The sequence below is a fragment of the Winogradskyella sp. J14-2 genome (genome assembly GCF_001971725.1).
GTDB lineage: Bacteria > Bacteroidota > Bacteroidia > Flavobacteriales > Flavobacteriaceae > Winogradskyella.
Genome location: NZ_CP019388.1, coordinates 550,683 through 574,386 on the forward strand (window position 1 = coordinate 550,683; position 23,704 = coordinate 574,386).

19 protein-coding genes and 1 CRISPR repeat array are annotated in these 23,704 nt (G+C 34.5%); of the genes, 13 read left to right on the plus strand and 6 right to left on the minus strand.

Annotated features, from left to right (window positions below):
* Window positions 1–123 precede the first annotated feature (123 nt).
* A CRISPR array of direct repeats spans window positions 124–1,867; the repeat unit is 36 nt; unit sequence AATATCGTGTTTTCTAATCTTTAATCAAACCACAAC.
* 118 nt (window positions 1,868–1,985) lie between these two features.
* The 4 genes from BWZ20_RS02575 to BWZ20_RS02595 form a co-directional block, all read right to left on the minus strand.
* Window positions 1,986–2,456, minus strand: a complete 471-nt coding sequence (locus tag BWZ20_RS02575) for an HIRAN domain-containing protein (RefSeq protein ID WP_076615830.1) — start codon at window positions 2,454–2,456, stop codon at window positions 1,986–1,988.
* The gene (gene cas9 / locus BWZ20_RS02580; protein WP_076615834.1) at window positions 2,453–5,857 is read right to left on the minus strand and encodes a type II CRISPR RNA-guided endonuclease Cas9; all 3,405 of its coding nucleotides are present in this window, start codon (window positions 5,855–5,857) and stop codon (window positions 2,453–2,455) included. The genes BWZ20_RS02575 and cas9 overlap by 4 nt, the downstream gene beginning before the upstream one ends.
* Before the next feature lie 815 nt (window positions 5,858–6,672).
* Window positions 6,673–7,422, minus strand: coding sequence for a hypothetical protein (locus BWZ20_RS02590; protein WP_076615840.1), 750 nt, complete (start codon window positions 7,420–7,422; stop codon window positions 6,673–6,675).
* A gap of 208 nt (window positions 7,423–7,630) precedes the next feature.
* Complete coding sequence (locus BWZ20_RS02595) at window positions 7,631–7,984, minus strand: 4Fe-4S dicluster domain-containing protein (RefSeq protein WP_076621234.1); 354 nt, start codon at window positions 7,982–7,984, stop codon at window positions 7,631–7,633.
* Between the two features lie 74 nt (window positions 7,985–8,058).
* Here BWZ20_RS02595 and BWZ20_RS02600 point away from each other — a divergent pair, with 74 nt between their 5' ends.
* The 9 genes from BWZ20_RS02600 to BWZ20_RS02640 all read left to right on the plus strand — a co-directional run bounded on the left by BWZ20_RS02600 (window position 8,059) and on the right by BWZ20_RS02640 (window position 16,551).
* Complete coding sequence (locus BWZ20_RS02600; protein ID WP_076621235.1) at window positions 8,059–9,117, plus strand: acyl-CoA reductase; 1,059 nt, start codon at window positions 8,059–8,061, stop codon at window positions 9,115–9,117.
* A gap of 114 nt (window positions 9,118–9,231) precedes the next feature.
* Window positions 9,232–10,293, plus strand: a complete 1,062-nt coding sequence (gene serC / locus BWZ20_RS02605; RefSeq protein ID WP_076615845.1) for a 3-phosphoserine/phosphohydroxythreonine transaminase — start codon at window positions 9,232–9,234, stop codon at window positions 10,291–10,293.
* A 21-nt stretch (window positions 10,294–10,314) separates the two neighbouring features.
* Window positions 10,315–11,265, plus strand: coding sequence for a D-2-hydroxyacid dehydrogenase (locus BWZ20_RS02610; RefSeq protein ID WP_076615850.1), 951 nt, complete (start codon window positions 10,315–10,317; stop codon window positions 11,263–11,265).
* A 101-nt stretch (window positions 11,266–11,366) separates the two neighbouring features.
* Window positions 11,367–12,002, plus strand: a complete 636-nt coding sequence (locus BWZ20_RS02615; protein ID WP_076615854.1) for a DUF937 domain-containing protein — start codon at window positions 11,367–11,369, stop codon at window positions 12,000–12,002.
* Window positions 12,003–12,191: 189 nt separating this feature from the next.
* A complete protein-coding gene (locus BWZ20_RS02620; RefSeq protein WP_076621236.1) occupies window positions 12,192–12,629 on the plus strand; it encodes a DUF6146 family protein in 438 nt (145 codons plus the stop codon).
* A 28-nt stretch (window positions 12,630–12,657) separates the two neighbouring features.
* A complete protein-coding gene (locus BWZ20_RS02625) occupies window positions 12,658–13,152 on the plus strand; it encodes a DUF6787 family protein (protein WP_076615857.1) in 495 nt (164 codons plus the stop codon).
* Window positions 13,149–13,490 (plus strand): hypothetical protein, encoded by a 342-nt coding sequence (locus BWZ20_RS02630; RefSeq protein WP_157358304.1) that lies wholly within the window; start codon window positions 13,149–13,151, stop codon window positions 13,488–13,490. Before BWZ20_RS02625 ends, BWZ20_RS02630 begins: the two co-directional genes overlap by 4 nt.
* A 76-nt stretch (window positions 13,491–13,566) precedes the next feature.
* Window positions 13,567–15,963 carry a TonB-dependent receptor gene (locus tag BWZ20_RS02635; RefSeq protein ID WP_076615861.1) on the plus strand — a complete coding sequence of 799 codons (2,397 nt, stop codon included), beginning with the start codon at window positions 13,567–13,569 and terminating at the stop codon, window positions 15,961–15,963.
* Window positions 15,964–15,990: 27 nt separating this feature from the next.
* On the plus strand, window positions 15,991–16,551 hold the full coding sequence (locus BWZ20_RS02640; protein WP_076615864.1) for a type 1 periplasmic binding fold superfamily protein: 561 nt from the start codon (window positions 15,991–15,993) through the stop codon (window positions 16,549–16,551).
* A gap of 45 nt (window positions 16,552–16,596) precedes the next feature.
* Here the strand turns inward: BWZ20_RS02640 and BWZ20_RS02645 are convergent, their stop codons facing one another.
* A complete protein-coding gene (locus BWZ20_RS02645) occupies window positions 16,597–16,863 on the minus strand; it encodes a hypothetical protein (RefSeq protein ID WP_076615867.1) in 267 nt (88 codons plus the stop codon).
* A 317-nt stretch (window positions 16,864–17,180) separates the two neighbouring features.
* Here BWZ20_RS02645 and BWZ20_RS02650 point away from each other — a divergent pair, with 317 nt between their 5' ends.
* Window positions 17,181–19,730, plus strand: coding sequence for a DUF5916 domain-containing protein (locus tag BWZ20_RS02650; protein WP_076615870.1), 2,550 nt, complete (start codon window positions 17,181–17,183; stop codon window positions 19,728–19,730).
* Between the two features lie 120 nt (window positions 19,731–19,850).
* A complete protein-coding gene (locus BWZ20_RS02655; RefSeq protein ID WP_076615873.1) occupies window positions 19,851–20,513 on the plus strand; it encodes an ABC transporter ATP-binding protein in 663 nt (220 codons plus the stop codon).
* Window positions 20,514–20,518: 5 nt separating this feature from the next.
* On the opposite strand, the gene BWZ20_RS02660 is transcribed toward BWZ20_RS02655, so the two are convergent.
* Window positions 20,519–20,971 carry a hypothetical protein gene (locus BWZ20_RS02660; RefSeq protein WP_076615876.1) on the minus strand — a complete coding sequence of 151 codons (453 nt, stop codon included), beginning with the start codon at window positions 20,969–20,971 and terminating at the stop codon, window positions 20,519–20,521.
* A gap of 173 nt (window positions 20,972–21,144) precedes the next feature.
* Here BWZ20_RS02660 and BWZ20_RS02665 point away from each other — a divergent pair, with 173 nt between their 5' ends.
* Window positions 21,145–22,173, plus strand: coding sequence for a hypothetical protein (locus BWZ20_RS02665; protein WP_076615879.1), 1,029 nt, complete (start codon window positions 21,145–21,147; stop codon window positions 22,171–22,173).
* A 101-nt stretch (window positions 22,174–22,274) separates the two neighbouring features.
* Window positions 22,275–23,672, plus strand: a complete 1,398-nt coding sequence (gene fumC, locus BWZ20_RS02670; protein ID WP_076615883.1) for a class II fumarate hydratase — start codon at window positions 22,275–22,277, stop codon at window positions 23,670–23,672.
* The last annotated feature ends 32 nt before the right edge of the window (window positions 23,673–23,704 follow it).

The window sequence follows — 23,704 nt, forward strand, 5'->3', positions numbered from 1 at the left end:
AGCTTTAACCCATCTAGAAAACAAAAAATGCCTCAATCTCACCTAATCACTGTAAAAAAGAAGCATTTTTTAAAACGACATTTCATTACAATTAACTGTATATCAAGCAACAAACAATAGCCTAATATCGTGTTTTCTAATCTTTAATCAAACCACAACTGTAAAAGGATTTGGAAAAGCTCTGCAAAAATATCGTGTTTTCTAATCTTTAATCAAACCACAACTTGAACTCTGGAACTAAAAAACCGCCCAAAAATATCGTGTTTTCTAATCTTTAATCAAACCACAACTACGCTGACGTTGTAGGCTAATTGAGCAGAAATATCGTGTTTTCTAATCTTTAATCAAACCACAACACGACTGCAATGAACCAGTACCAGGTATCGAATATCGTGTTTTCTAATCTTTAATCAAACCACAACAAAGGCGAAGAGTGATGAATCTAGTAATATAATATCGTGTTTTCTAATCTTTAATCAAACCACAACACGTTTACCAAACACCTCTTGTTTTGCTGCAATATCGTGTTTTCTAATCTTTAATCAAACCACAACTGTTATTGTTTCGTTAATTATTGGACGATTAATATCGTGTTTTCTAATCTTTAATCAAACCACAACGGCGGCCACCAAGAGGACGAAGATATAGAAAATATCGTGTTTTCTAATCTTTAATCAAACCACAACTAAAAGCATAGGCATATTCACTTTTAAACTAATATCGTGTTTTCTAATCTTTAATCAAACCACAACTGGATAAGCTGATATCTTTACACGATTTCCAATATCGTGTTTTCTAATCTTTAATCAAACCACAACTGCTCATCCTCTGCCACCTTCGTTATTGCTAATATCGTGTTTTCTAATCTTTAATCAAACCACAACGGATTCATAGTTGCATCTGTGAAGGTTGTTAATATCGTGTTTTCTAATCTTTAATCAAACCACAACTACTAGGATCCGCTGTTGGGATTTGTCAAAAAATATCGTGTTTTCTAATCTTTAATCAAACCACAACCACAGTTGAAGTTAGTCAGCCAACGGCAGCAATATCGTGTTTTCTAATCTTTAATCAAACCACAACAGGTAGAACGCCGTCTTGTCTTTCTGTATAAATATCGTGTTTTCTAATCTTTAATCAAACCACAACAATCTATTTTCAATAATAAATAGTTTTTGCAATATCGTGTTTTCTAATCTTTAATCAAACCACAACTGTATCTAATGATAATTTGTCTATTGTTTAATATCGTGTTTTCTAATCTTTAATCAAACCACAACTAGACATCATCACACAAGCCAAACGTTTTTAATATCGTGTTTTCTAATCTTTAATCAAACCACAACCACCTCTTGATAATCATCTAATGTTCCTCCAATATCGTGTTTTCTAATCTTTAATCAAACCACAACTATGCGACCTGTGGTTTGCTGATTTTGTTGAATATCGTGTTTTCTAATCTTTAATCAAACCACAACAACTTTTGATCATATAATACCATTAAGTAAAATATCGTGTTTTCTAATCTTTAATCAAACCACAACAATAAAGATGCTGATACTATTACACCAGAAAATATCGTGTTTTCTAATCTTTAATCAAACCACAACGTTAACGATAATAGCATGGACTGTATATGAATATCGTGTTTTCTAATCTTTAATCAAACCACAACAAGTAATTTGTTGTGACACCAGAACCGCCAAATATCGTGTTTTCTAATCTTTAATCAAATCGAACGCAGTAAGATTCACAAACACACCGATTAAAATAAAATGAGGTGTTTGTAAACCACTTTAACACTCAAAAGCAGTATCGCGCTGGCAACTACAATATCGTGTTTTCTAATCTTTAATCAAATCGAACATAGTGAGATTCACAAACACACCATTTAAAAAAATAAGGTGTTTTAAAACTTTATCCTATAATACGCTTGTGTTTAAGGTATGGTAACTACTACCATAATAATGTCAATGATCGTACTGTTAAAAAAACGGTCCTTTTCGATATTTATCTATGGCGTCATCTGCTCTATGTTCCAACAAATCGGTTTGTATCATTGAAGGACTTTCAACTACAATATTTGCATATATTTCTATAGAGACTGCCTGATAAACATCTTGTAAATTTAGCTTGCTTACAAATCCGTTAAGTTTTACACCTTGTTCCAATAAATTGGAGATAACTACATTTTCATAAGCTGGCAAATAGCCCAACTTTTTGGTATCATAAAATACGGCTACAGCAAAACTATCATATATGTTTTCTCTTTCTCTGCGTAATAACAAGGCGTCACCTACACTCATTTGTTTTTTCACCTTATTAAGATCATAATGTGTAAGACCTTTTATGTAGTTATCATAAATTTTTATCGGCTTTTGGGCAAAATTAGTTTGCGGTATTACTAAACCAGTACTACCCAATCCAAAGGCTTTAATAAAGTCTAAGCGTTTCATACCTTTTCTAGTTTACCTGTTACAGACACTTTTACTTTAATTGGGTTAAAGGTTAACCATCCTGTTTTACCATCACCAAAACTTTGAATTCTAACATAGTATGGCTGAAAATTATTTTGTATGGAAGCTTCTGTATTTAGCCTAAACTCATAAAATTTAGAAGATAACTTTTGTACGCGATACAAATGAGACTTTAATAAATCATAATTTGGCTCTTGCCAATCAACATCATCTTCACTTAATCCTAGCAAAAACATATCGTTAATTTGCAATGTAGTAACAATGTCTTTTCCATCTGCTGGTAATTGATATACAGAAAAACCTTTTCGTTTACGCTCTACTACAGTCCAAAACGTCACAACATCTTCTTGTAGCTTACCGCTCTCGTTCTTATAAATAATTACATGATGGTTATTTCTTGGGTTTACCCATTGGTTAGTATCATCTTTTAATTGTTCTGCGCCTCCAATGTTTTCTTTCATTCGCACTTTTAAAACGGGCACAGGGTTTCCTTTTCTGTTGGGCAAAAATATTTGCGGTTGCTTTAGTCCGTTTTCATCTACTACAAAAAAGGTTTCAGATGGTATCTTACCCTTTTCAAAACCTCCCAAAAAATGAATACGCTTAAAAATTAACTGCTTAATAGTTTCGTCTACCACTTTTTCCAATTGCTTTTCTGTAGTCAAACTATCTATTGGTTTTCTTATATGGTAAGCTTCCTCACTATTTGGTGCTTGTCGTTTACCAAATACAGTTTCTTTATGCAACTGCCCTCTTGCAGCAACACCTATATTCTTATACGTTTTATTTCCTTTTTTGGTGGTATGTGTTCTAACCGTTAATATAGACTTCTGCTTTTTATGGGACACTAAAATTTGTTCTATAGCTTGTTCTGCATCTTCTCTAAAGGTAGTCCAAGGTTTTGGGAAATGCTCTAAATCATAACGTCTATCATATCTATTCCACTTACTCAACTCTTGCAAATGGCCTCTTGTTGCACATGCCATAACCAAAGCATCTATAGCATGATGCCTATGGTCTGCTCTCGTTTTTACATTGTCGTCTTGATTCAATATGGTATTTAAACCCCAATGATGTCGTAGGTTAGACGTCATTTGTCCTGGCGCAACCATAACCTTATCACATATTTTAGACAAATAGTTTTTAGCTTCTTTACTTATATAACGTGTATCGTTAAGCTGCCTACTTATAAAATCATTATCATGCTTTTGTTTTACAAACTGTTTAAACTTCTTATAAGCATTTGGATAGTTTGGTGGTTTGTTTTTAAAACAACTTAAAGCTTGTAGTTTAATATCGTTCCATTTTTGTTCACCTTGTTTGCTGTAAAACTCATAAGGCGTTTTATCTCCTTTAGCTCTGTTCTCGTCCGCAAAGCACAAGGTTTTATTCATAAAACTATCATTTAAGGATTTACTCCAAGGATGAATATGTTCAATCTGTACCTCACCACTAAACAGTTGATTAACTTCAATATTTCTACCTGTGTATGGGCAAGTTTTATTACACTCTTCCCATAACTTATATTTTAAAATGTTATCGTGGGTATGTCTCTGACCAATATAATCTAATTCTGCTTTTACCCTATCATTCTCACGTTCCAAACGCTTTTGCTCTCGCCTTATATCATTTCGTTTAGACTTTGATATTTTTAGATCGCGAGCCATTTCTACTTTTATCTCATCTGGCTTACCATAGTCATCAATGATTTCATTAACTAGTTTTCGTATTTCAAAAAGTGCTGTAATTACTACAGGGTTTTTAATGTTTTGTATCTCTTTATCTGCATCAACGCCTAGCGGTAGTCTTTCCAATAAAACATTAGTATCAATAGCACTACTATGATGGTACAGTTTTTTTAATGCCTTATCGGATACGTTACATTCTTTTTTTAACACTGCTTTTAAAGGGTCTATATAACCACCTTTTAGGTTAGAATGCACAATCTCTGGTACATTATCTAATACAAATGCTTTATGGGTTTCCCAATCATTACCTAAAACATTTTTAACACCTCCTAATGCAACAGCAACATCATAAGTAAACCCTAATTGTAAAAATGGTAAAATGTTATTTATAGCCTTTCTGCTTAAATTAGCATAGCCTTCTTTTAAATTAAATTTTGAAATCTTTTCGGCTCGTCCATCATCAAATCCCCAATGTTCAATAGCATACTGCTTTAGCTTGTCTCTATCATCAAAACTATAAAGCACATGCCAAATATCTTCTTGTTCTTTTTCTGTCAAATCAAACCATTGCTTACCAAAAAACTTTTTGTTAGATAAATTGCTTATGGTATGCGTACCAACTACAGGGTCATCATCTTTATAGTTAAATTGATAATGTCTATCAAGCTTATCAATAGCTTTTCTTACTTCTTTAAACTTTACCTTTTCTTTAGAAAATAACAGTTTTACAATCTTCTCTCTATCTGCATCAGTAATTCTTACAGGTTCTCCTGCCAAATCGCATTTTAAAGTATTTACCCATTCATAAACACGTCGTTGTTCATTTGGTATAGCACTAATAGGACATTTCGTTTTTTTGGGCTCAAATGTGCAATTCCCAACTAAATGTTTTTGAGAACGTAATGGTCTTTGATGAAAAAGCACCCCATCTTCAGCATAACCATCTTTTTTACGTCCACCAAAAATGGTTTTCAAATTATCAGTAAGCGCTTTATGATACTGTTTTTGATGCTCCCAAATAGTTTCAAATTCATCAATATACATCTGTCTAGTAGTATATCGATTTCTTATACGCTCCAAACCTCCAACAAAAGGCGCGTTTTCCTTAGGATAAATTTCATTTAAATAAGTACCAAGAGTTTCTGCGTGTTTTATACTTTCAGAAGTTTCTGCAATACCAATTTTACCTATTTTAGAGTCGCCTTTATAAATAACACTTTTCTCATTATTATCTGCCCCTACACTTCTACTATTGCTTTGAAAACCGCGACGTTGTATCATGTGGTAAAACACTCTTCCCAATTCTTCTAACGTCAGTTCTTCTTTAATGGCTTTTGCTCTCAATTCATAAGGATTCAATCGCAACCAAGCTTGGATACTTTCATTACCAAATATCTCTTTCTGGTTCCAAATCTTTACAGCCTTATAATCCAAAGGACACATATTGTGCTTTGCTAACTCACGTAATAAATAACGTTTACGTAGACGTCTTCTATAAAACTGACGTCTTGTACCTCTATCATCTGTTCTACTGGCATTTTTTGAAGCTTCTCTCCCTTCTCCCTCTCCTAAATTCACAACACCCTCTTGAAATATTCTGCTACCAATACCTAAAATCTTGTTATCAACATCATCTATTAATGCCCAACCAATGCTGTTGGCACCTAAGTCTAACCCTAATGTTTTTGCCATAATTAATAATTTTAAATAAAATTAAAAAAAATATTGTATTAGGCAGAATATTTTTAATTATATTTGAAAATCAGAATTTGTATTAGGCAGTTGTGATTTGAAATGATTAGAAAAGAAAAAACATCCGTTTGTATGGATGTTTTCTTGAAGTTGTTATTTTTTGAGAATGTGTAAAAAGCTCCTCTGTTCTTGTATTACAGAAACTTTTATAAGCATTTTACTTTTGAAGAGGTGTTGACGCACCTCTTCTTTTTTCAAAGGTATAAATTTTTTACTATATTTGAAATAGATTAAAATTTCTAATCTTTAATCTTATCACAATAAGGCTTAAATGCCGTAGATGAAAATCTTAAGCTCTGCGTACTCCGTAGGGCTTTTTTTATAACAGCAACACCCAAAACCCAACACCCAAAGCTACCCTATAATTTCCCCTTACAGCAAAAGACGTTTTAGCTACTTCTTTTTGTCTTTAAAAAAGTAAGAATAAATCAAAACGTCTCAACAATTAAACACATAAACGCCTAAACACATAAACATTTAAACATCGCAACACCCAAACATCGCAACCCCAAACCCAGCACCCAACAGCCAATAGCCAAAACCCAAAACCCAACACCCAATACCCAAAACCCAACACCAAACACCCAATAGCCAACACCCAACACCCAATACCCAACACCCAACACCCAAAGCTACCCTATAATTTCCCCTTACAGCAAAAGACGTTTTAGTGACTTCTTTTTGTCTTTAAAAAAGTAAGAATAAATCAAAACGTCTCAACAATTAAACACATAAACGCCTAAACACATAAACATTTAAACATCGCAACACCCAAACATCGCAACCCCAAACCCAGCAGCACCAGACAACAAAAAAAGCCCTCCATTAACCTGCTGGTAAAACGCCACACGTGCCACAGCAACCAATACACCGTCACCATCAGGCAGGCCATCAACACTGATACTAAAAGAAGAAGCATCAAAATCTCTAGGCACATATAAAGCGTCCGCCATAACACTAGTATAAGTGCACGTCTCAAAATCAAAACGCAGCACACCAACAACAAGCTCCATAACGTCCGCCCCTTTAGGAAAATTGGCAGCCGCAACACTAAAATCCCAAACATTAAAACGCAAGGCAGCCCAATCAAAAGTATAAGAACAAGAAAACAACTGAGGACGCTCTGGAGTCACTACAAAATCACTCAACACTCTAGGGCCATATTCCGTAGCATAACCAATCCCAACCGTTCGCTGGCCACGCTCAGAAGTAACATCCAAATCCTTAATGCTCAAAAACAAGCGCATCAATCTGGCGTGCAAAGTACCATCCTTATAGCCTGCTAAAAAGGGTTTTAGCGCAAGCTTAAAATACTTGTTAATCTTAGAGCACAGGGCAAACTCACTGTTGCTTTCGCGCACACGTACCATGTTAGGACTATGCTTTATCGCTTTAGCTGTAAAACCTCCACCAGCCCTTCTGGCCGTTGGCACACCCTTTCTGTAATAAAAATTAATACCACCAAGAGTCCCTTCAAAAAATACAATACCTTTCTGTTTTGCCATAATGCACTTATTGTCAATAACATAAAGATATAAAAAAATATACAACACAAGCATATTTATACTGAGTATATACCAACTATATACCGACTATATGCCGACTTTATGCCATAGTATAGGTGTGTTATCTTGGTAAAATATTAAGGTACACTATAAAAAAATCCCAAGCCTTAGGCTTAGGATTAGTATTAATTATTGATGGTTCATCAATTCAGTCTTCAGGATGCATAAAGCGCTGTTTACCAAGTAGCTCTTCTTCGGTTTCTACATGGTTGTCGTCAGGCACACAACAATCTACTGGGCAAACTGCCGCACATTGTGGCTCCTCATGAAAGCCCATACACTCAGTACATTTATCTGGTGCTATATAATAGACTTCATCACTAATAGGCATTTGTGTCTCATCAGCATCTACCGTTTTACCATTGGGTAGTACAATCTTGCCTTTTAAGCTGGTACCATCAGAGTAACGCCAATCGTCTGCACCCTCGTATATTGCAGTATTAGGACACTCTGGTTCGCAAGCACCACAATTAATACATTCGTCTGTGATTATAATTGCCATAGTAATTTTCTTTTTTATTGCGTAATTTTGCAATTGCAAAAATAAAGCCTAACAGGCGTTTTACCAAACTCTACATGCATTTACAACAAAGAATTAACGCTTTCTCTAAATTAGGACAGTTTTTAAGGCAATTCCATACCAGCGGCATCCAAAGAAATGATACCGTAGAGGCCAACGACCTTTTTTTTGAGGGCTTTAAACACCAAATAAAACTGGCTAATGAACATAATGGTTGGTTTACAAAGGCTAATGTGTACTTTAGTATAGCGTCTTGGGCAGATGCTTTAACTACCAAAAATATAAACCAATGGACAAGGGCTTATAATTTTGAAAACATAGAACCTAAGACCGTCGGTATTATTATGGCTGGTAACATCCCTTTGGTCGGTTTTCATGACTTTCTATCAGTACTTATTTCTGGCCATAATGTGTTGGTAAAACAATCCTCTAACGACAAGCATCTCCTACCCTATCTAGCTAAGTATCTCGAAGTTGTAGAACCTGGCTTTAAAGGAAAAATTACCTTTACGCAAGACAAGCTAGAAAGCTTTGATGCTGTAATAGCCACAGGCAGCGATAATACAGCACGCTATTTTGAGTACTACTTTAAGAACAAACCATCCATAATTAGAAAGAACAGAAATTCGGTTGCAATACTAAATGGCAACGAGTCTAAAGAGGATTTAGAAGCCTTGTCTGATGATATCTTTAGATATTATGGTTTGGGTTGTAGAAATGTATCAAAACTCTTTGTACCTAAAGACTATAACTTTGATGCCTTTTTTAATGCAGTTTACAAATGGCATCCCGTAATCCACGGAGCAAAATATGCCAATAACTATGATTACAACAAGACCGTGTACCTTATGAGCGAGTTCGATATGTTAGAAAATGGCTTTTTAATGATAAAGGAAGATAAAAGCTATGCCTCACCTATTGCTACTGTATTTTACGAATATTATGAAAGTAAAGAAAATCTAAAACACAAATTAGAAGAAGAGCATGATAAAATTCAATGTATAGTTGCAAATGGTTTTATCAAAAATGAAATTGCTTTTGGGCATACCCAAAAACCAGAGCTTTGGGATTATGCAGATGCTGTTGATACTGTTGAATTCTTGTTAAAAATTTGATACAAAAATTATCATTTTAGTAATGCTAAATAGCCAATTAATTAGCACCTTTGTAACAGATCAAACAAAAAAATAATAAATTTCTGAGTCATTAGAAATGAAACTATACTATTAATGAAAAAACATAATTTTAGTGCAGGTCCTTGTGTACTACCAAAATCCGTAATTCAAAAAGCTTCTGAAGCACTTTTAAACTTTGATGATGGCTTATCTCTTATTGAAATTTCGCATCGTAGCAAGCCTTTTGTAGATGTTATGGAAAACGCCAGAGCTTTAGCTTTAGAACTGTTAGGTTTAGAAGGCAAGGGTTATAAAGCCTTATTCTTACAAGGTGGTGCAAGCACGCAGTTTTTAATGGTTGCCTTAAATCTTCTTGAAAAAAGAGCTGGTTACCTAAATACTGGTACTTGGAGTGATAAGGCCATTAAAGAAGCTAAAATTTATGATGATATTTATGAAGTGGGTTCTTCCAAAAGTGCAAACTTTAACTACATACCAAAGGGTTACGATATTCCTGAAGATTACGATTACTTCCACTGTACCTCTAACAACACCATTTTTGGGACACAGATGAAGAGTTTCCCAAACGCACCAATTCCTATGGTTTGCGATATGAGTAGTGATATCTTTTCGCGTCAGTTAGATTTCACACAGTTTGATTTAATCTATGCTGGTGCACAAAAAAATATGGGTCCTGCTGGTACAACTTTAGTGGTCGTAAAAGAAGATATATTAGGTAAGGTGTCTCGTAAAATTCCTTCAATGATGGACTATAAAGTGCATATCAGTAAAGGAAGTATGTTTAATACACCACCTGTATTTGCAGTATACGTATCTATGTTAACCTTACAATGGTTAAAAGATCTGGGAGGCATAAAGGCCATTGAAGAAGAAAATGAAAAGAAAGCGCGATTAATTTACTCAGAAATAGATTTAAACCCACTATTTAAAGGGTATGCAGTAAAAGAAGATCGTTCTACTATGAACGCAACCTTTACCCTAGAAAACGAAAATCTAAAAGAAACCTTCGATGCCATGTGGAAAGAAGCTGGTATTAATGGTCTCAACGGTCATAGAAGTGTTGGTGGTTACAGAGCATCGATGTACAATGCTCTATCCTTAGACAGTGTAAAAGCACTTGTAGAAGTTATGAGTGAATTAGAAAGAAAAGCCTAACTAATAAAGAATTACTATTACATGAAAGTACTAGCAAACGATGGTGTATCCCAAAGCGGTATAGACGCTTTGGAAGCTGCAGGTTACGAAGTGTTAACAACGACTGTTGCACAAGAACAATTACAAAATTACATTAACGATAATGATATTTCAGTGCTACTGGTAAGAAGTGCTACCAAAGTTAGAAAAGATATTATTGACAACTGCCCAAGCCTTAAGATTATTGGTCGTGGAGGTGTTGGTATGGACAACATAGATGTTGATTATGCAAGAGAAAAAGGACTTCATGTTATTAATACTCCTGCGGCATCATCACATTCTGTAGCAGAATTAGTGTTTGGCCATTTTTATGGCCTAGCAAGATTTCTTCATAATTCTAATCGCGATATGCCTTTAGAAGGAGATTCTAATTTTAAAGCACTTAAAAAAGCTTACGCTAAAGGTGTTGAACTAAAAGGAAAAACTCTAGGTGTTATTGGTTTTGGTAGAATTGGACAAGCCACTGCCAAGATTGGCATTGGAGCTGGTATGAATATCGTGGCTTTTGACCCATTTATTGAAGAAACAACGATAGATCTAGACTTTTTCGATGGTCAGAAAGTAAGTTTCAATATAAAAACCGTTTCTAAAGAAGAAGTTTTGAAACAAGCTGATTTTATAACACTACATGTGCCAGCACAAAAAGATTACGTTATAGATGAAGCTGACTTTAACCAAATGAAAGACGGTGTAATTATAGCCAATGCTGCACGCGGTGGAGTTGTAAACGAAATTGCTTTAATAAAAGCTATAGAAAGTGGAAAAGTGGCAAGAGCTGCTTTAGATGTGTTCGAAAAAGAGCCACAGCCAGAAGTACAATTACTTATGAATCCTGCATTGTCTCTGACACCACATACTGGTGCTGCTACTAGTGAAGCACAAGATAGAATTGGTGTAGAACTTGCAGATCAAATCATAAAAATATTGGGATAACAAAATAATTGTGACCTTTATAAACTAACTGAGTCCTATAATTGTATAGGACTTTTTTTGTACCTTACTTAACTGAAAATTAAACCTTAATCTTATAAACAATGGAAGGAATTTTAGACTTATTAAATAGTGACATGGGAAAAACCATCATAAGTGGTGTTTCTGGTTCTACAGGAACAGATCAAAACAAAACAAGTAATGTTTTGACAATGGCATTACCCGTTCTTATGAAAGCAATGGAGCGTAACGCCTCAACACCAGAAGGTGCCCAAGGACTTATGGGAGCCTTAAGCAATAAACATGATGGAAGTATCTTAGATAACTTAGGTAGCCTCTTTGGCGGTGGTGTTAATGAAGAAGTAAAGACTGATGGGTCTAAAATATTAGGTCATGTCTTAGGAAGCAAACAACAAGGTGTTGAGCAAGTTATAGGGCAAAAATCTGGTTTAGATGCTGGTTCTGTGAGCGACATTCTTAAAGTTGCCGCACCAATATTAATGGGTGTTTTAGGAAAACAATCTCGTCAAAATAATGTTAGCTCTCAAAGTGATCTTACAGGATTATTAGGTGGCTTCCTTGGAGGTAATGACACTAGAAATGAGCAAAGTTTTCTAGAAAAAATCCTAGATGCCGATGGTGATGGCAGCGTTATAGACGATGTTGCAGGAATGGTGCTTGGAGGTGCTAAGAAAAAAGGAGGCCTTGGTGGTCTTCTAGGTGGTCTATTCGGAAAATAAAATCTAACGATTATTTATAGACAAAAGCAGCTCAACTGAGCTGCTTTTTTGGTTTTGTTTGTTTACTGTTTCACTCAATGAATGGATATATTTACTCATTTGCTGTTTCGTACTACTCTATTTGTATTTTATTTTGTATTAAACATCAATAATTCTTCAATGATTAAAATTATTAATACCTTTAATGTTATGAAAAAAACAATTCCATTTGTTATTCTAATTGCTCTGATAGCAAGTTGTAAATCGTACAATAGCAACCCAACAATTAATAACGGAAATAGCAGTGCTTTAGTAAAAAATGATACCGTTTCTATTAGTAGCGATGAGACGGATTACGAAATCATCATCATAGAACCTGGTTTTAATGCATGGTTAATTAGTACTGCTAGGCCAAGAGGTTTTCACTCTCAAAGATGGTTAGAAGATAGAAATGCTTTTCTTGTACAAGCTTGGAATCAAAGGAATCTTCAACCGCATAGCTACGACCCAAACTTGTATCAAGTAAGAATAGACTACGACACGCGTACAGATTATGGTTATGAAGTTAACTACAAACTGTATAATTACTTTTTATACTTTCAGTTAAAATATAAACAACAATTAACCTCAATAATTCCTAGAATTTAGCGTACATTTGCAGCGCTTAAAAAGTGCTATGAATAGGTTTAAAGAACATTGGGAAATCCAGCATAACTGGCAATTAATCTTTCCTTTATTGGGCATTCTGGGTTTAGGATATTCTTCATTTAAATTGGCTTTGGTCTTATTTGGTGACTTTAGAAATATGGTAATCATTATTGCTTCAGTACTATTGTTTGTAGTACTACTAATAGCAACACTAAGGCTTTTTAAATTTCTTGAAAAACGCTGGAAATTAGAATACAGATGGGAAATAATTAGAGTATTTATTGTATTTGCTATTACCGGATCTTCGTCACTCTATGTTGGCAGACCGATAATAAAATTACTAGGGATTACTAAAGAAAACTTAAATCCTGCACTCTACTGGATATTATTTACTATTATTGGCTTAATTTTCTATCAAATTCTTCTAGTTAGTTTTGGTTGGCTGTTTGGTCAACACAAGTTCTTTTGGGAATTTGAAAAAAAAATGTTGAAACGATTTGGCTTAAAACGCTTTGTAGATTGAGTAAGAAAACTATCATAAAACCTACTTCAAAGATACTTGCTGTAGCATTAATACTCGCAGTATTATTGCCCTCTGCAATTAAGCTTGCCCACGCTTTTAGTCATCATAGTCACGAGGTTTGTAAAAATGATATTGATAGTAATACCCATTTTCATGAGTTAGACATCGATTGCGAGTTTTATAAATTTAAACTTAACACAAACTATTATTTTACGTCTCTATCGTATAAAACTATAATTCAAAATAACTTCAGCAAGGTTAATACTTGCATTTATTTGTTCTTAAGAACACATCAGCAAAATACATCTTATTTAAGGGGACCACCAACTACAGCCTAAACTTCGGTAAACAAAACACATATAGTGCCAGTATTTTTATTTTATTGGTATCAATCGTACACTATAATCTATAGTTATGAGGCTTTTGGCTTTATTTATACTTTTTACAACTTTTAAGGTGGGCTACGCTCAAGAATGTAAGTTTACATTTCTAGGTGAACTCAAAGACTTTCACGACAATACTCCTATTGTTGGTGCTACTATATTTATGCAAAATTTAAATAGATATACGACGTCCGACTTAGATGGAAAATTTAAAATTGAAAATCTTTGTGAAGGAGAGCTAACTCTCGTAATTTCTCATGTTGGCTGCGAAACTAAAACACTTACATATACCATAAATGGAGATATGTATAAAAATATTTTGTTAGAGCACCACATTGAAGAACTTGATGAAGTTTCGTTAAAATCTAATGAGCAAAAAACTACAAATACAGCCCAAGAACGTATTATTAAAGCAAATGTATTAAAACAGTATAGCATTCTTAGTCTTGGAGACGCGCTGAAAGAAGTACCAGGTGTTTCCTCTATTAACACAGGTAATACCATCGTTAAACCAATGATTAATGGATTACATAGTAGCAGACTTTTAATTCTTAATAATAGTGTTCGGTTGCAAGATCAGGAATGGGGAATTGAGCATGCACCAAATGTTGATATTAACAGTGCTAATAACATTTCGGTAATAAAAGGGTCGGCAGCGCTAGCCTATGGTGGTGATGCGGTTGGTGGTGTGGTGGTAATAAACCCTAATAGAACTATTAGAATGGATACGCTTTATGGTAAGACAATCATTACTGGACAAACCAATGGTAGAGGTTATGGTATTACCTCATCATTAAACAAAGGGTATGCGTCTGGTTGGTTTGCGAGCCTTCAAGGATCACTGAAGCAAAATGGAGACTTTAAATCTCCCGATTATTATTTAACAAACACAGGTTTAAGGTCCAATAGTTTTACCGTGAGTGCAGGACGTAAAAACTTTAAACGTGGTTTTGAGGTGTTTTACAGTTACATCAATAACGAAATTGGGATTCTAAGATCCTCTCATATTGGTAATATAAATGATTTAATAAACGCTATTAACTCACAGCAGCCCTTGGTAATTGATGATTTTAGCTATGATATTAACGCACCAAAACAAGATGTAACCCATCATTTGGCAAAGGCTTCATATTATCAGCGATTTAAAAACTTTGGTAAATTAAACCTTCAATATGATTACCAGAACAACCAACGTTTTGAGTTTGATATTAGAGTAGGTGACGATAGAAATAAAGCAGCTTTAGATTTAAACCTTCAAACACATACAATTACGGCAGACCTTAATTTAGACGCTAATTTACAGCACAAAATTAATGTTGGTATAATGGGTCGTTATCAGGATAACTTTGCAAATCCAGATACAGGTGTTAGACGCCTTATTCCAGATTACAAAAAGTTTGATTTTGGTACTTACATCACTACAGAGTGGATCGTTAATGACAAAGCAACAATCGATGCTGGCATACGTTATGATTATAATAAAATTGATGCAAAAAAGTTTTATCGTACGTCGCGTTGGGAAGAACGTGGCTATGACCAAGATTTTTCCGATATAGTTATTGAAGATCTAGGTACGCAATTATTAACAAATCCTATTTTTACGTACCATAATTTCTCGGCTTCAGCTGGTCTAAAGTATCTATTAGATGACAACAACACCATTCTAGGTAACTATGCCCTATCGAGCAGACCTCCCAACCCATCAGAATTATTTAGCGATGGGTTGCACCACTCTGCCGCAAGGATTGAGTTAGGCGATTTAAGGCTAGCGCAAGAAATCTCTAATCGTATTTCTGTTACCTACAATTTAAAAACAACTAATTTTAATTTGGTCGTAGATTTGTTTTATAACCATATTAACGATTTTATGTATTTAAGACCATTTGGAATTGAGCAAACTATCAGAGGAGCCTTTCCTGTATGGGAATATCAAAAAACAGATACAGAACTATTTGGTATTGATGTTTCATCAAACTATAAATTTACCGACAATATCGCTTGGCAACATACGTCTTCTTACACCAAAGGAAATGATATAAATGCAGGTATAGATTTAATTGACATTCCGGCATTTAATACCAATAACACACTAACATTTACAAAAGACGAATGGAGTAATTTTAAAGTAAGCTTAAAATCTGAATGGGTTTTTGAACAAACACAATTTCCTAACTTTAATTTTGAAACTTTTGTTGCCACAACCCAAGAGAATGTATTGGTAGATATTAGTACGCCACCAAATGCATATCATTTATTACATTTTTATAGTGAAGTGACTTTACCTCTAAATAAAAAGAACAATTTAAACATAGCATTGAATATCAACAACATATTTAATACAAACTATAGGGCTTACCTAAACCGACTACGTTATTTTGCTGATGACTTAGGAAGAAATATCATGTTACAATTACAACTCAATTATTAATAAAAACAATTTTTAAAAACCAAAACAATGAAAACAGTAAAGAATTTTTTAATCGTATTTATGACAATCGGACTTATCACATCTTGTTCAGATGATGATGACACTCCAGATCCAGTTAATGAAGAAGAAGTAATAACAACGATGACTTTAACATTAACTCCTTCGGGTGGTGGCACTGCCGTTACTTTACAATCTCAAGATTTAGATGGTGATGGGCCTAATGCTCCAGTCATTACAGTTAGTGGAGCTCTAGAAGCATCAACAACTTATAATGGAAGTGTAGTATTCTTAAATGAATTAGAAAACCCAGCCGAAAATATTACTTTAGAAGTTATTGAAGAAGATGACGAACACCAAGTGTTTTACGGATTTACAGGAAATTCTGGTAGCAGTATCACTTACAACGACCAAGATGGAAATGGTAACCCGCTAGGTGTTAGTTTTACTTTAAATTCTGGATCTGTCTCCACAGGAAATACATTAACTGTAGTATTAAAGCACGAGCCAACCAAACCAAATGATGGCTCTATTGCAAACGCAGACGGAGAAACAGATGTTGAAGCTACATTTAGTTTTGATGTAAACTAATTCTTATTGCTAACTAAAAAAAGCACTCTAATTGAGTGCTTTTTTTTATGGGTTAGAAATAGATGTTTTAGAGCTAAATACAAATGTATACAACCACATTAATGAAAATGTAGGTACCACATCCAAAAAAGGTAAAGCTTCCTCTACAAAGGCAATTGCTGCCGCAACTTTCCCCTCTCGCCCTTTATATAACTTAGTCATTAAAAACGCCGACAATGGTGCCCAAACAAAATCAAAAGCAGGAAAAACAAAGGATACATATCCTAAGGCATCAAAAAATATACTAAGCGCAAGTATTTTATATTTACTCATGTAATAAGATAACAATTTGTTATAACAATTAGCAATAAGTGTTCCAAAAATAGAATGCTGCCAATACGTCTTACCGATATTACGTTAACATACTTTAGTCCTTTTTAACGTTTAGTTAAGAATGTCGCATAACCTCACAAATTAGATTTGTAAAAAATCTAGCGACGTGCACGGATTACAGGTATCTAGTAGAATTAGTTTAAAATTTTGATGCCAGCTTAAAGAAAATAAAAAATTTATTTCAGTACAAGAGTGTAACATTGGTTTTAAGTGTTCATCTTTATTAAAAATGCGAAGGAATTCGTCAATCAATCATTATGAACATACGTTCAATTTTCTCTTTTTTCATTCTCTGTTATTGCAACATAACTTATACACAAGAAAATACCGTTTTAACAAAAGATAAAAAGTCACTTCATATCACAAGAGCTACATCAAAGCCAAAAATCGACGGTGTTTTAGATGATAGCGCATGGGCAAATGCAGAAGTAGCTACAAACTTTATTCAGTTTAGACCAGATATTGGTAACACACTTCCAAAAGAACAACGAACTGAAGTAAAAATGACCTTTGATGATGATGCCATATATGTGGCAGCTTACTTATACGATGATACGTCTAAAATTATGAAACAGCTTACAAGCAGAGATAATTTTGGACAAAGCGACTTTTTTACCGTTGTACTAAACCCAAATAACGATGCACAAAATGATACTCAATTTTTTGTATTCAGTTCTGGCCAACAAGCAGATGCAATAGCCAATCCAAGTATTGGTGAAGACTTTAGCTGGAATGCCGTCTGGCAAAGCGCTGTGCAAATTGTTGATGACGGCTGGATAGTAGAAATGGAAATACCCTATAGAACACTGCGGTTTCCAGACCAAGAAGAGCCAACTTGGGGACTTCAATTTCACCGACATTTTAGAAGAGAACGTTCACAATACACTTGGAATCAATTAGACCCAACCCAAGGTAATATAGGCTTGTATCACGGTGAACTTAAAGGCCTAAAAAACTTAAAACCACCTGTTAGACTTAACCTCTACCCTTTCTCAACAGGCATTCTAGATAGTTTTGATGGTGATACCGAAGCAGATATCACATTTGGTATGGATGTTAAGTATGGAATAACGGATAACTTTACACTCGATGCAACTTTAGTACCAGATTTTAGTCAAGCTGGCTTTGATAGAGTAGTTCTAAATCTCGGTCCCTTTGAACAAACATTCTCAGAACAACGCCAGTTTTTCACCGAAGGTGTCGATCTGTTTTCAAAAGGAGATTTGTTCTTCTCTAGGCGCGTCGGTAACGCACCAAGCGGTCAACTAAATTTAGAAGACAATGAAGAAGCAGACATACCAAACGAAGTTAAGGTACTAAATGCCCTAAAAGTATCCGGAAGAACAAAAAGCGGACTTGGAGTAGGAGTTTTTAATGCCATAACAGAAAAAACCTATGCTACCATAACAACGCGAGAAGAAATCTTTAATGAAAATAATGAAGTTGTAGATACGATGGTTACAAAACGACGAGAAGTTGTTGAGCCCTTTACCAACTACAATATTTTGGTTGTAGACCAACAGTTTAATGGCAATTCTTCCATTAGCCTTATCAATACCAACGTAATGCGCGAAGGAGAATTTAGAGATGGAAATGCCACAGCATTAGTTGCCAGCTTGCAAAACAAAAGAAATACCTACGTGATAAATGCAGAAGCTAAAATGAGCAATGTTAACTATCAAAACTCGCAAACCGAAACTGGCTTTAGCTCATTTTTCTACATTGGAAAAACCCATGGTAATCTCAGATATAGCTTTGACCATAGATTTGCAGATACAAAGTACGAGATCAATGATTTAGGGCTTAACTTTAGAAATAACTTCAATAATTTTGGGGCAGATATTTGGTATCAAATCTTTGAGCCAAAAGGAAACCTAAACAGTTATCGTATCAATGCATGGGTTAATTACAGAAATCTCGCAAACCCAGGAGTATTTACAGGTATGAATATTGGTGGACGCTATTTTGCACAGACCAAAAATCTAAATGCTTACGGATTTAATTTTAATATTGAACCAGGTAAACAGTATGATTATTTTGAGTCTAGAGATGGAAGACCATTTATTTATGAAAACATTGTTAGTATAGGCAGCTTCTATTCGTCTAACTACAATAAGGTATTTGCTTTTGATATTGATGGAGGTCTTTTTAAAATATTTGAAGATGGTAGAGACTTATTTGGCTACAATTTTTTCTTAAGCCCGAGAGTAAGAGCAAGCGACAAACTCCTTATGATTTACAGTTTTAGCCTAGACATGTCCAATGGATCGCGTGGCTATGCCACTTTTGAAGATGACCAACCTATTCTTGGAGAGCGAAATAGAAAGCGCATTACAAATACAATTTCTGCAAATTATACTTTTGATCCTTTTAACTCTGTTGCATTAACATTTAGACATTATTGGGATACTGTAAATTATGATAACGAACTATTTACCCTACTCGATAATGGCCGTCTTACGACGGAGCAAGGCTATACTGTAGATAATGTGAGTAATTCGCCAAATATTAATTTTAGTACTTGGAATATCGATCTAAGCTACTCATGGCAATTTGCGCCAGGTAGTTTCTTAACTGCATTATATAGAAACCAACTTTTTAATTTTGACAACATGTCTGAAGATAGTTATTCTGAAAGCTTAGATACACTATTTGAGCAGCCAATACAGCACACTATTTCAGTAAGGTTACAGTATTTCTTAGATTTTAACGGTATTAAATCTATTTTTAAAAAGAGAGATAATCCTCAAATAGGACAAGCAAACACCTATGTTTCACCCAGAAACAGGTTTAGATTCAATTCTTAAAACTACGTCAGTTCAAGCCTATATCTCGGTAAACATATATCCTAACGCCTATCACAAAAATCTAAAAGTCTAACAGTACAACCATCTAATAATCTAAAAAAATAGTATTTTCGCCTTTGTATGATAAAAGCGACCAACATTCACAAATCGTATAAAGAATTGCATGTTTTAAAAGGCGTAAATATTAACATTGCCGAAAGTGAAATCATCTCTATTGTTGGTGCTTCTGGTGCTGGTAAAACTACCTTATTACAAATTTTGGGCACCTTAGACAAACCCGATTTTAAAAGTGATACCACATTAGAAATCAACGGACAATCTATTACAGCTCTTAACGATAAAGCTTTGGCTCAATTTAGGAATAAACACATTGGTTTTATCTTTCAGTTTCATCAATTGTTACCAGAATTTACAGCCTTAGAAAATGTTTGTATTCCTGCATTTATAAATAACACACCAAAAGCAAAAGCCGAAAAACGCGCTATAGAATTACTAGACTATCTAGGCTTAAAGAATCGCATACACCACAAACCCAATAGTATGTCTGGTGGTGAGCAGCAACGTGTGGCTGTAGCCAGAGCATTGATTAATAAACCCAGTATTATTTTTGCCGACGAGCCTTCTGGTAATTTAGATAGTGAATCTGCAGAACAACTACATCGGCTATTTTTTAAGTTAAGAGACGAATTTAAGCAAACGTTTGTCATCGTTACCCACAACCAAGATTTGGCCAATATGGCAGACCGTAAGTTAACTATGGTTGATGGAAATATATTAAGTTAAGAACTTTACTCTGTTTTATAAGCCTCTTTATATCCCAAAATTGCTTCATTAGCATACAACTCGCCTAGTGCTTGTGCAAAAGCTGTAGTCATTCTTTCATCCCAATTCTTAACATCATTTTCAAAAGATTGTTGTAATTGAGTATTGTTAATTGGCATGCCTAGGTAATAAGTTCTACCTGAAACTTCTGATGTAGCAATTATTAAAATACCTGCTAATGTATTGTCTTTAGTCCTAACAAGTGCATTAAAGCCAAACGAATAATCACTTCTGGTTATAGTTTTTATATGATCAACTTTGTAACCACTCTTCATATCTAGACCAGAAGATAGCTGCATTTCGTAGCCTCTTATCATGTAGTTGTATTCCTCTGTTGTAGTACCTTTGTTTTCAGGAGATTGGCAAAAAGAAAAATTTAAAGTTAAAATAATAGCAAAAAGCGGAAGTATTCTTTTCATTGTGTAAGTAGGTTAAAATTAGGGTAAGCCAAATATATTAATATTTTACTTTCTATATTAGATATGTCTTAAAATAAATGTAAGCAATCTTTTGCTTAGTAGCTAACTTAAAAACACTATAACTTTTAACGCAACCATTTTACACTTTTAGCATCTTGAACAAAACATTTTTTATGCGCAAATTACTTTTACTAGTGTGTTTTTGCTTTCTCTGTTCGTGTGCTACGATACTCAATGGCAAAAAAGATAAAGTTTACATACATGCGCCTAAAAATACCAAAGTAAAATTTAAGGGTGAAGACTTTTTGGTAAAAGAAGATCATGTTGCTATTTTTCCACTACGCTCAAAAGACACTTTAAAATTTGAACTTTCTAACGATAGCATTTCAACAGAATTTGCTTTTCCTAAAAAAACTTCGGGTACATTTTTTTTAAACTTATTATCACCATATTATGTTGGCTTTCTAGTAGATTTTACCAACCACAAACGGTTTTCTTACAAGCGAAATATACTATTTGAAATTGATAGTACAGCAAATAATTTTTTTAGCCCTAATAGCCAACCCATTCATTTTAAAAGAAATGATATTTTTATTTATACCACACCTTTAAAAGCTATAGATATATTTTCGCAACCGATGCTAACTTTAGGTGCGGAATATTTTGTTACCGATAACATAAGTGTTAGTGCGGAGTATGGCACGGTTTTTACCAAAAGGATTGGAAGCGGCCGTAATCCAGACATCAATATTGTAAAAAATAAAGGAAGGGCATTTAGATACGAGCTCAAATATTACAATGTGCTTAGCATCTCTAATAACCCTAGAGTTAATGAATATATTGGTATAGAATCGCGTTTTATCCGTTACCAATTTAATGAAGACATTAGCTATATAAGAGAATTGGAAGAGATTAGGTTTCCTGTTGAGGAGACATTGATTGTACGTAAATCGGTTAATGTATTCAATATTAAATACGGATTAAACTACCCAATAGGTAAGCATCTTTTTATTGATTTTTATTCTGGTTTTGGCATCCGAATTTTTGATATTAAAAACCTTAATAGAAATTATAATCCAGAAACGGACACTCTCGATGATGATCGTTGGCATTTAGATTTTAGAAGACGAAATATCGAAGGCCTAAACAACAACAATCACTTTAATTTTACCTTGGGTTTTAAGTTTGGGTATAAATTTTAACCTCATTAGATAAGCCAGACGTCCTAAATAAAATGACATTCTTCAGTTTTTAAACCACCAAAAACTGTAATTTTGTAAAGCGTTAAAAAACATACACTATCATGACATACAGAATAGAAAAAGACACCATGGGTGAAGTTAAAGTGCCTGCTGATAAACTTTGGGGAGCACAAACCGAACGTTCTCGCAACAATTTTAAAATCGGAGCACCTGCCTCCATGCCATTAGAGGTAGTTTACGGTTTCGCTTATCTAAAAAAAGCAGCCGCTTATGCCAATTGTGATTTAGGCGTTTTAGATAAAGACAAACGAAATCTTATTGCTCAAGTTTGCGACGAGATTTTAGAAGGCAAGCACAACGATCAGTTTCCTCTGGTAATTTGGCAAACAGGATCTGGTACGCAAAGCAACATGAATGTCAATGAGGTTATTGCCAACAGAGCACACCAAATAGCTGGTAACGTTATTGGTGAAGGTGACAAAACCATACAACCAAACGACGATGTTAACAAATCGCAATCCTCTAACGATACCTTCCCTACTGGTATGCATATTGCAGCCTATAAAAAAGTAGTAGAAACTACCATTCCTGGTGTTATTCAGTTAAGAAATACATTACACAATAAGTCTCTTGCCTTTAAAGATGTGGTAAAAATTGGTCGTACACACCTTATGGATGCAACACCACTGACTTTAGGTCAGGAATTTTCTGGTTATGTATCGCAATTAGACCATGGTTTAAAAGCTTTGGAAAGTACTTTGTCACATTTAAGTGAATTGGCCTTAGGAGGAACAGCCGTTGGCACAGGACTTAACACACCAGAAGGCTACGACGTATTAGTAGCCAAATACATTGCAGAATTTACAGGTTTACCTTTTATAACAGCAGAAAATAAGTTTGAAGCTTTAGCAGCTCACGATGCTATTGTAGAAACACATGGTGCGTTGAAGCAGTTAGCAGTATCTCTCAATAAAATAGCAAATGATATTAGAATGATGGCTTCGGGCCCACGTTCTGGTATTGGTGAGATTATCATTCCAGCAAACGAGCCTGGAAGTTCTATTATGCCAGGAAAAGTTAACCCAACACAATGCGAAGCTTTAACCATGGTATGTGCACAAGTTATGGGTAATGATGTTGCTATAACTGTAGGTGGTACACAAGGGCACTACGAACTTAACGTCTTTAAACCAATGATGGCCGCTAACATTCTACAATCTGCACAGCTCATAGGTGATGCTTGTGTGAGTTTTGAAGAAAATTGCGCTAATGGCATTGAGCCTAACCACGCTGTAATTAAACAATTGCTCAACAACTCTTTAATGCTAGTAACGGCTTTAAATACCAAAATTGGGTATTACAAAGCTGCTGAAATTGCCAATACAGCTCATAAAAACGGAACTACCCTTAAAGAAGAGGCTATTAACTTAGGTTACGTTTCAGCTGAAGACTATGATGATTGGGTAAAACCAGAAGATATGGTAGGTAGTTTAAAGTAATTAGACTAACAAATTAATGATTCGCCAATTTG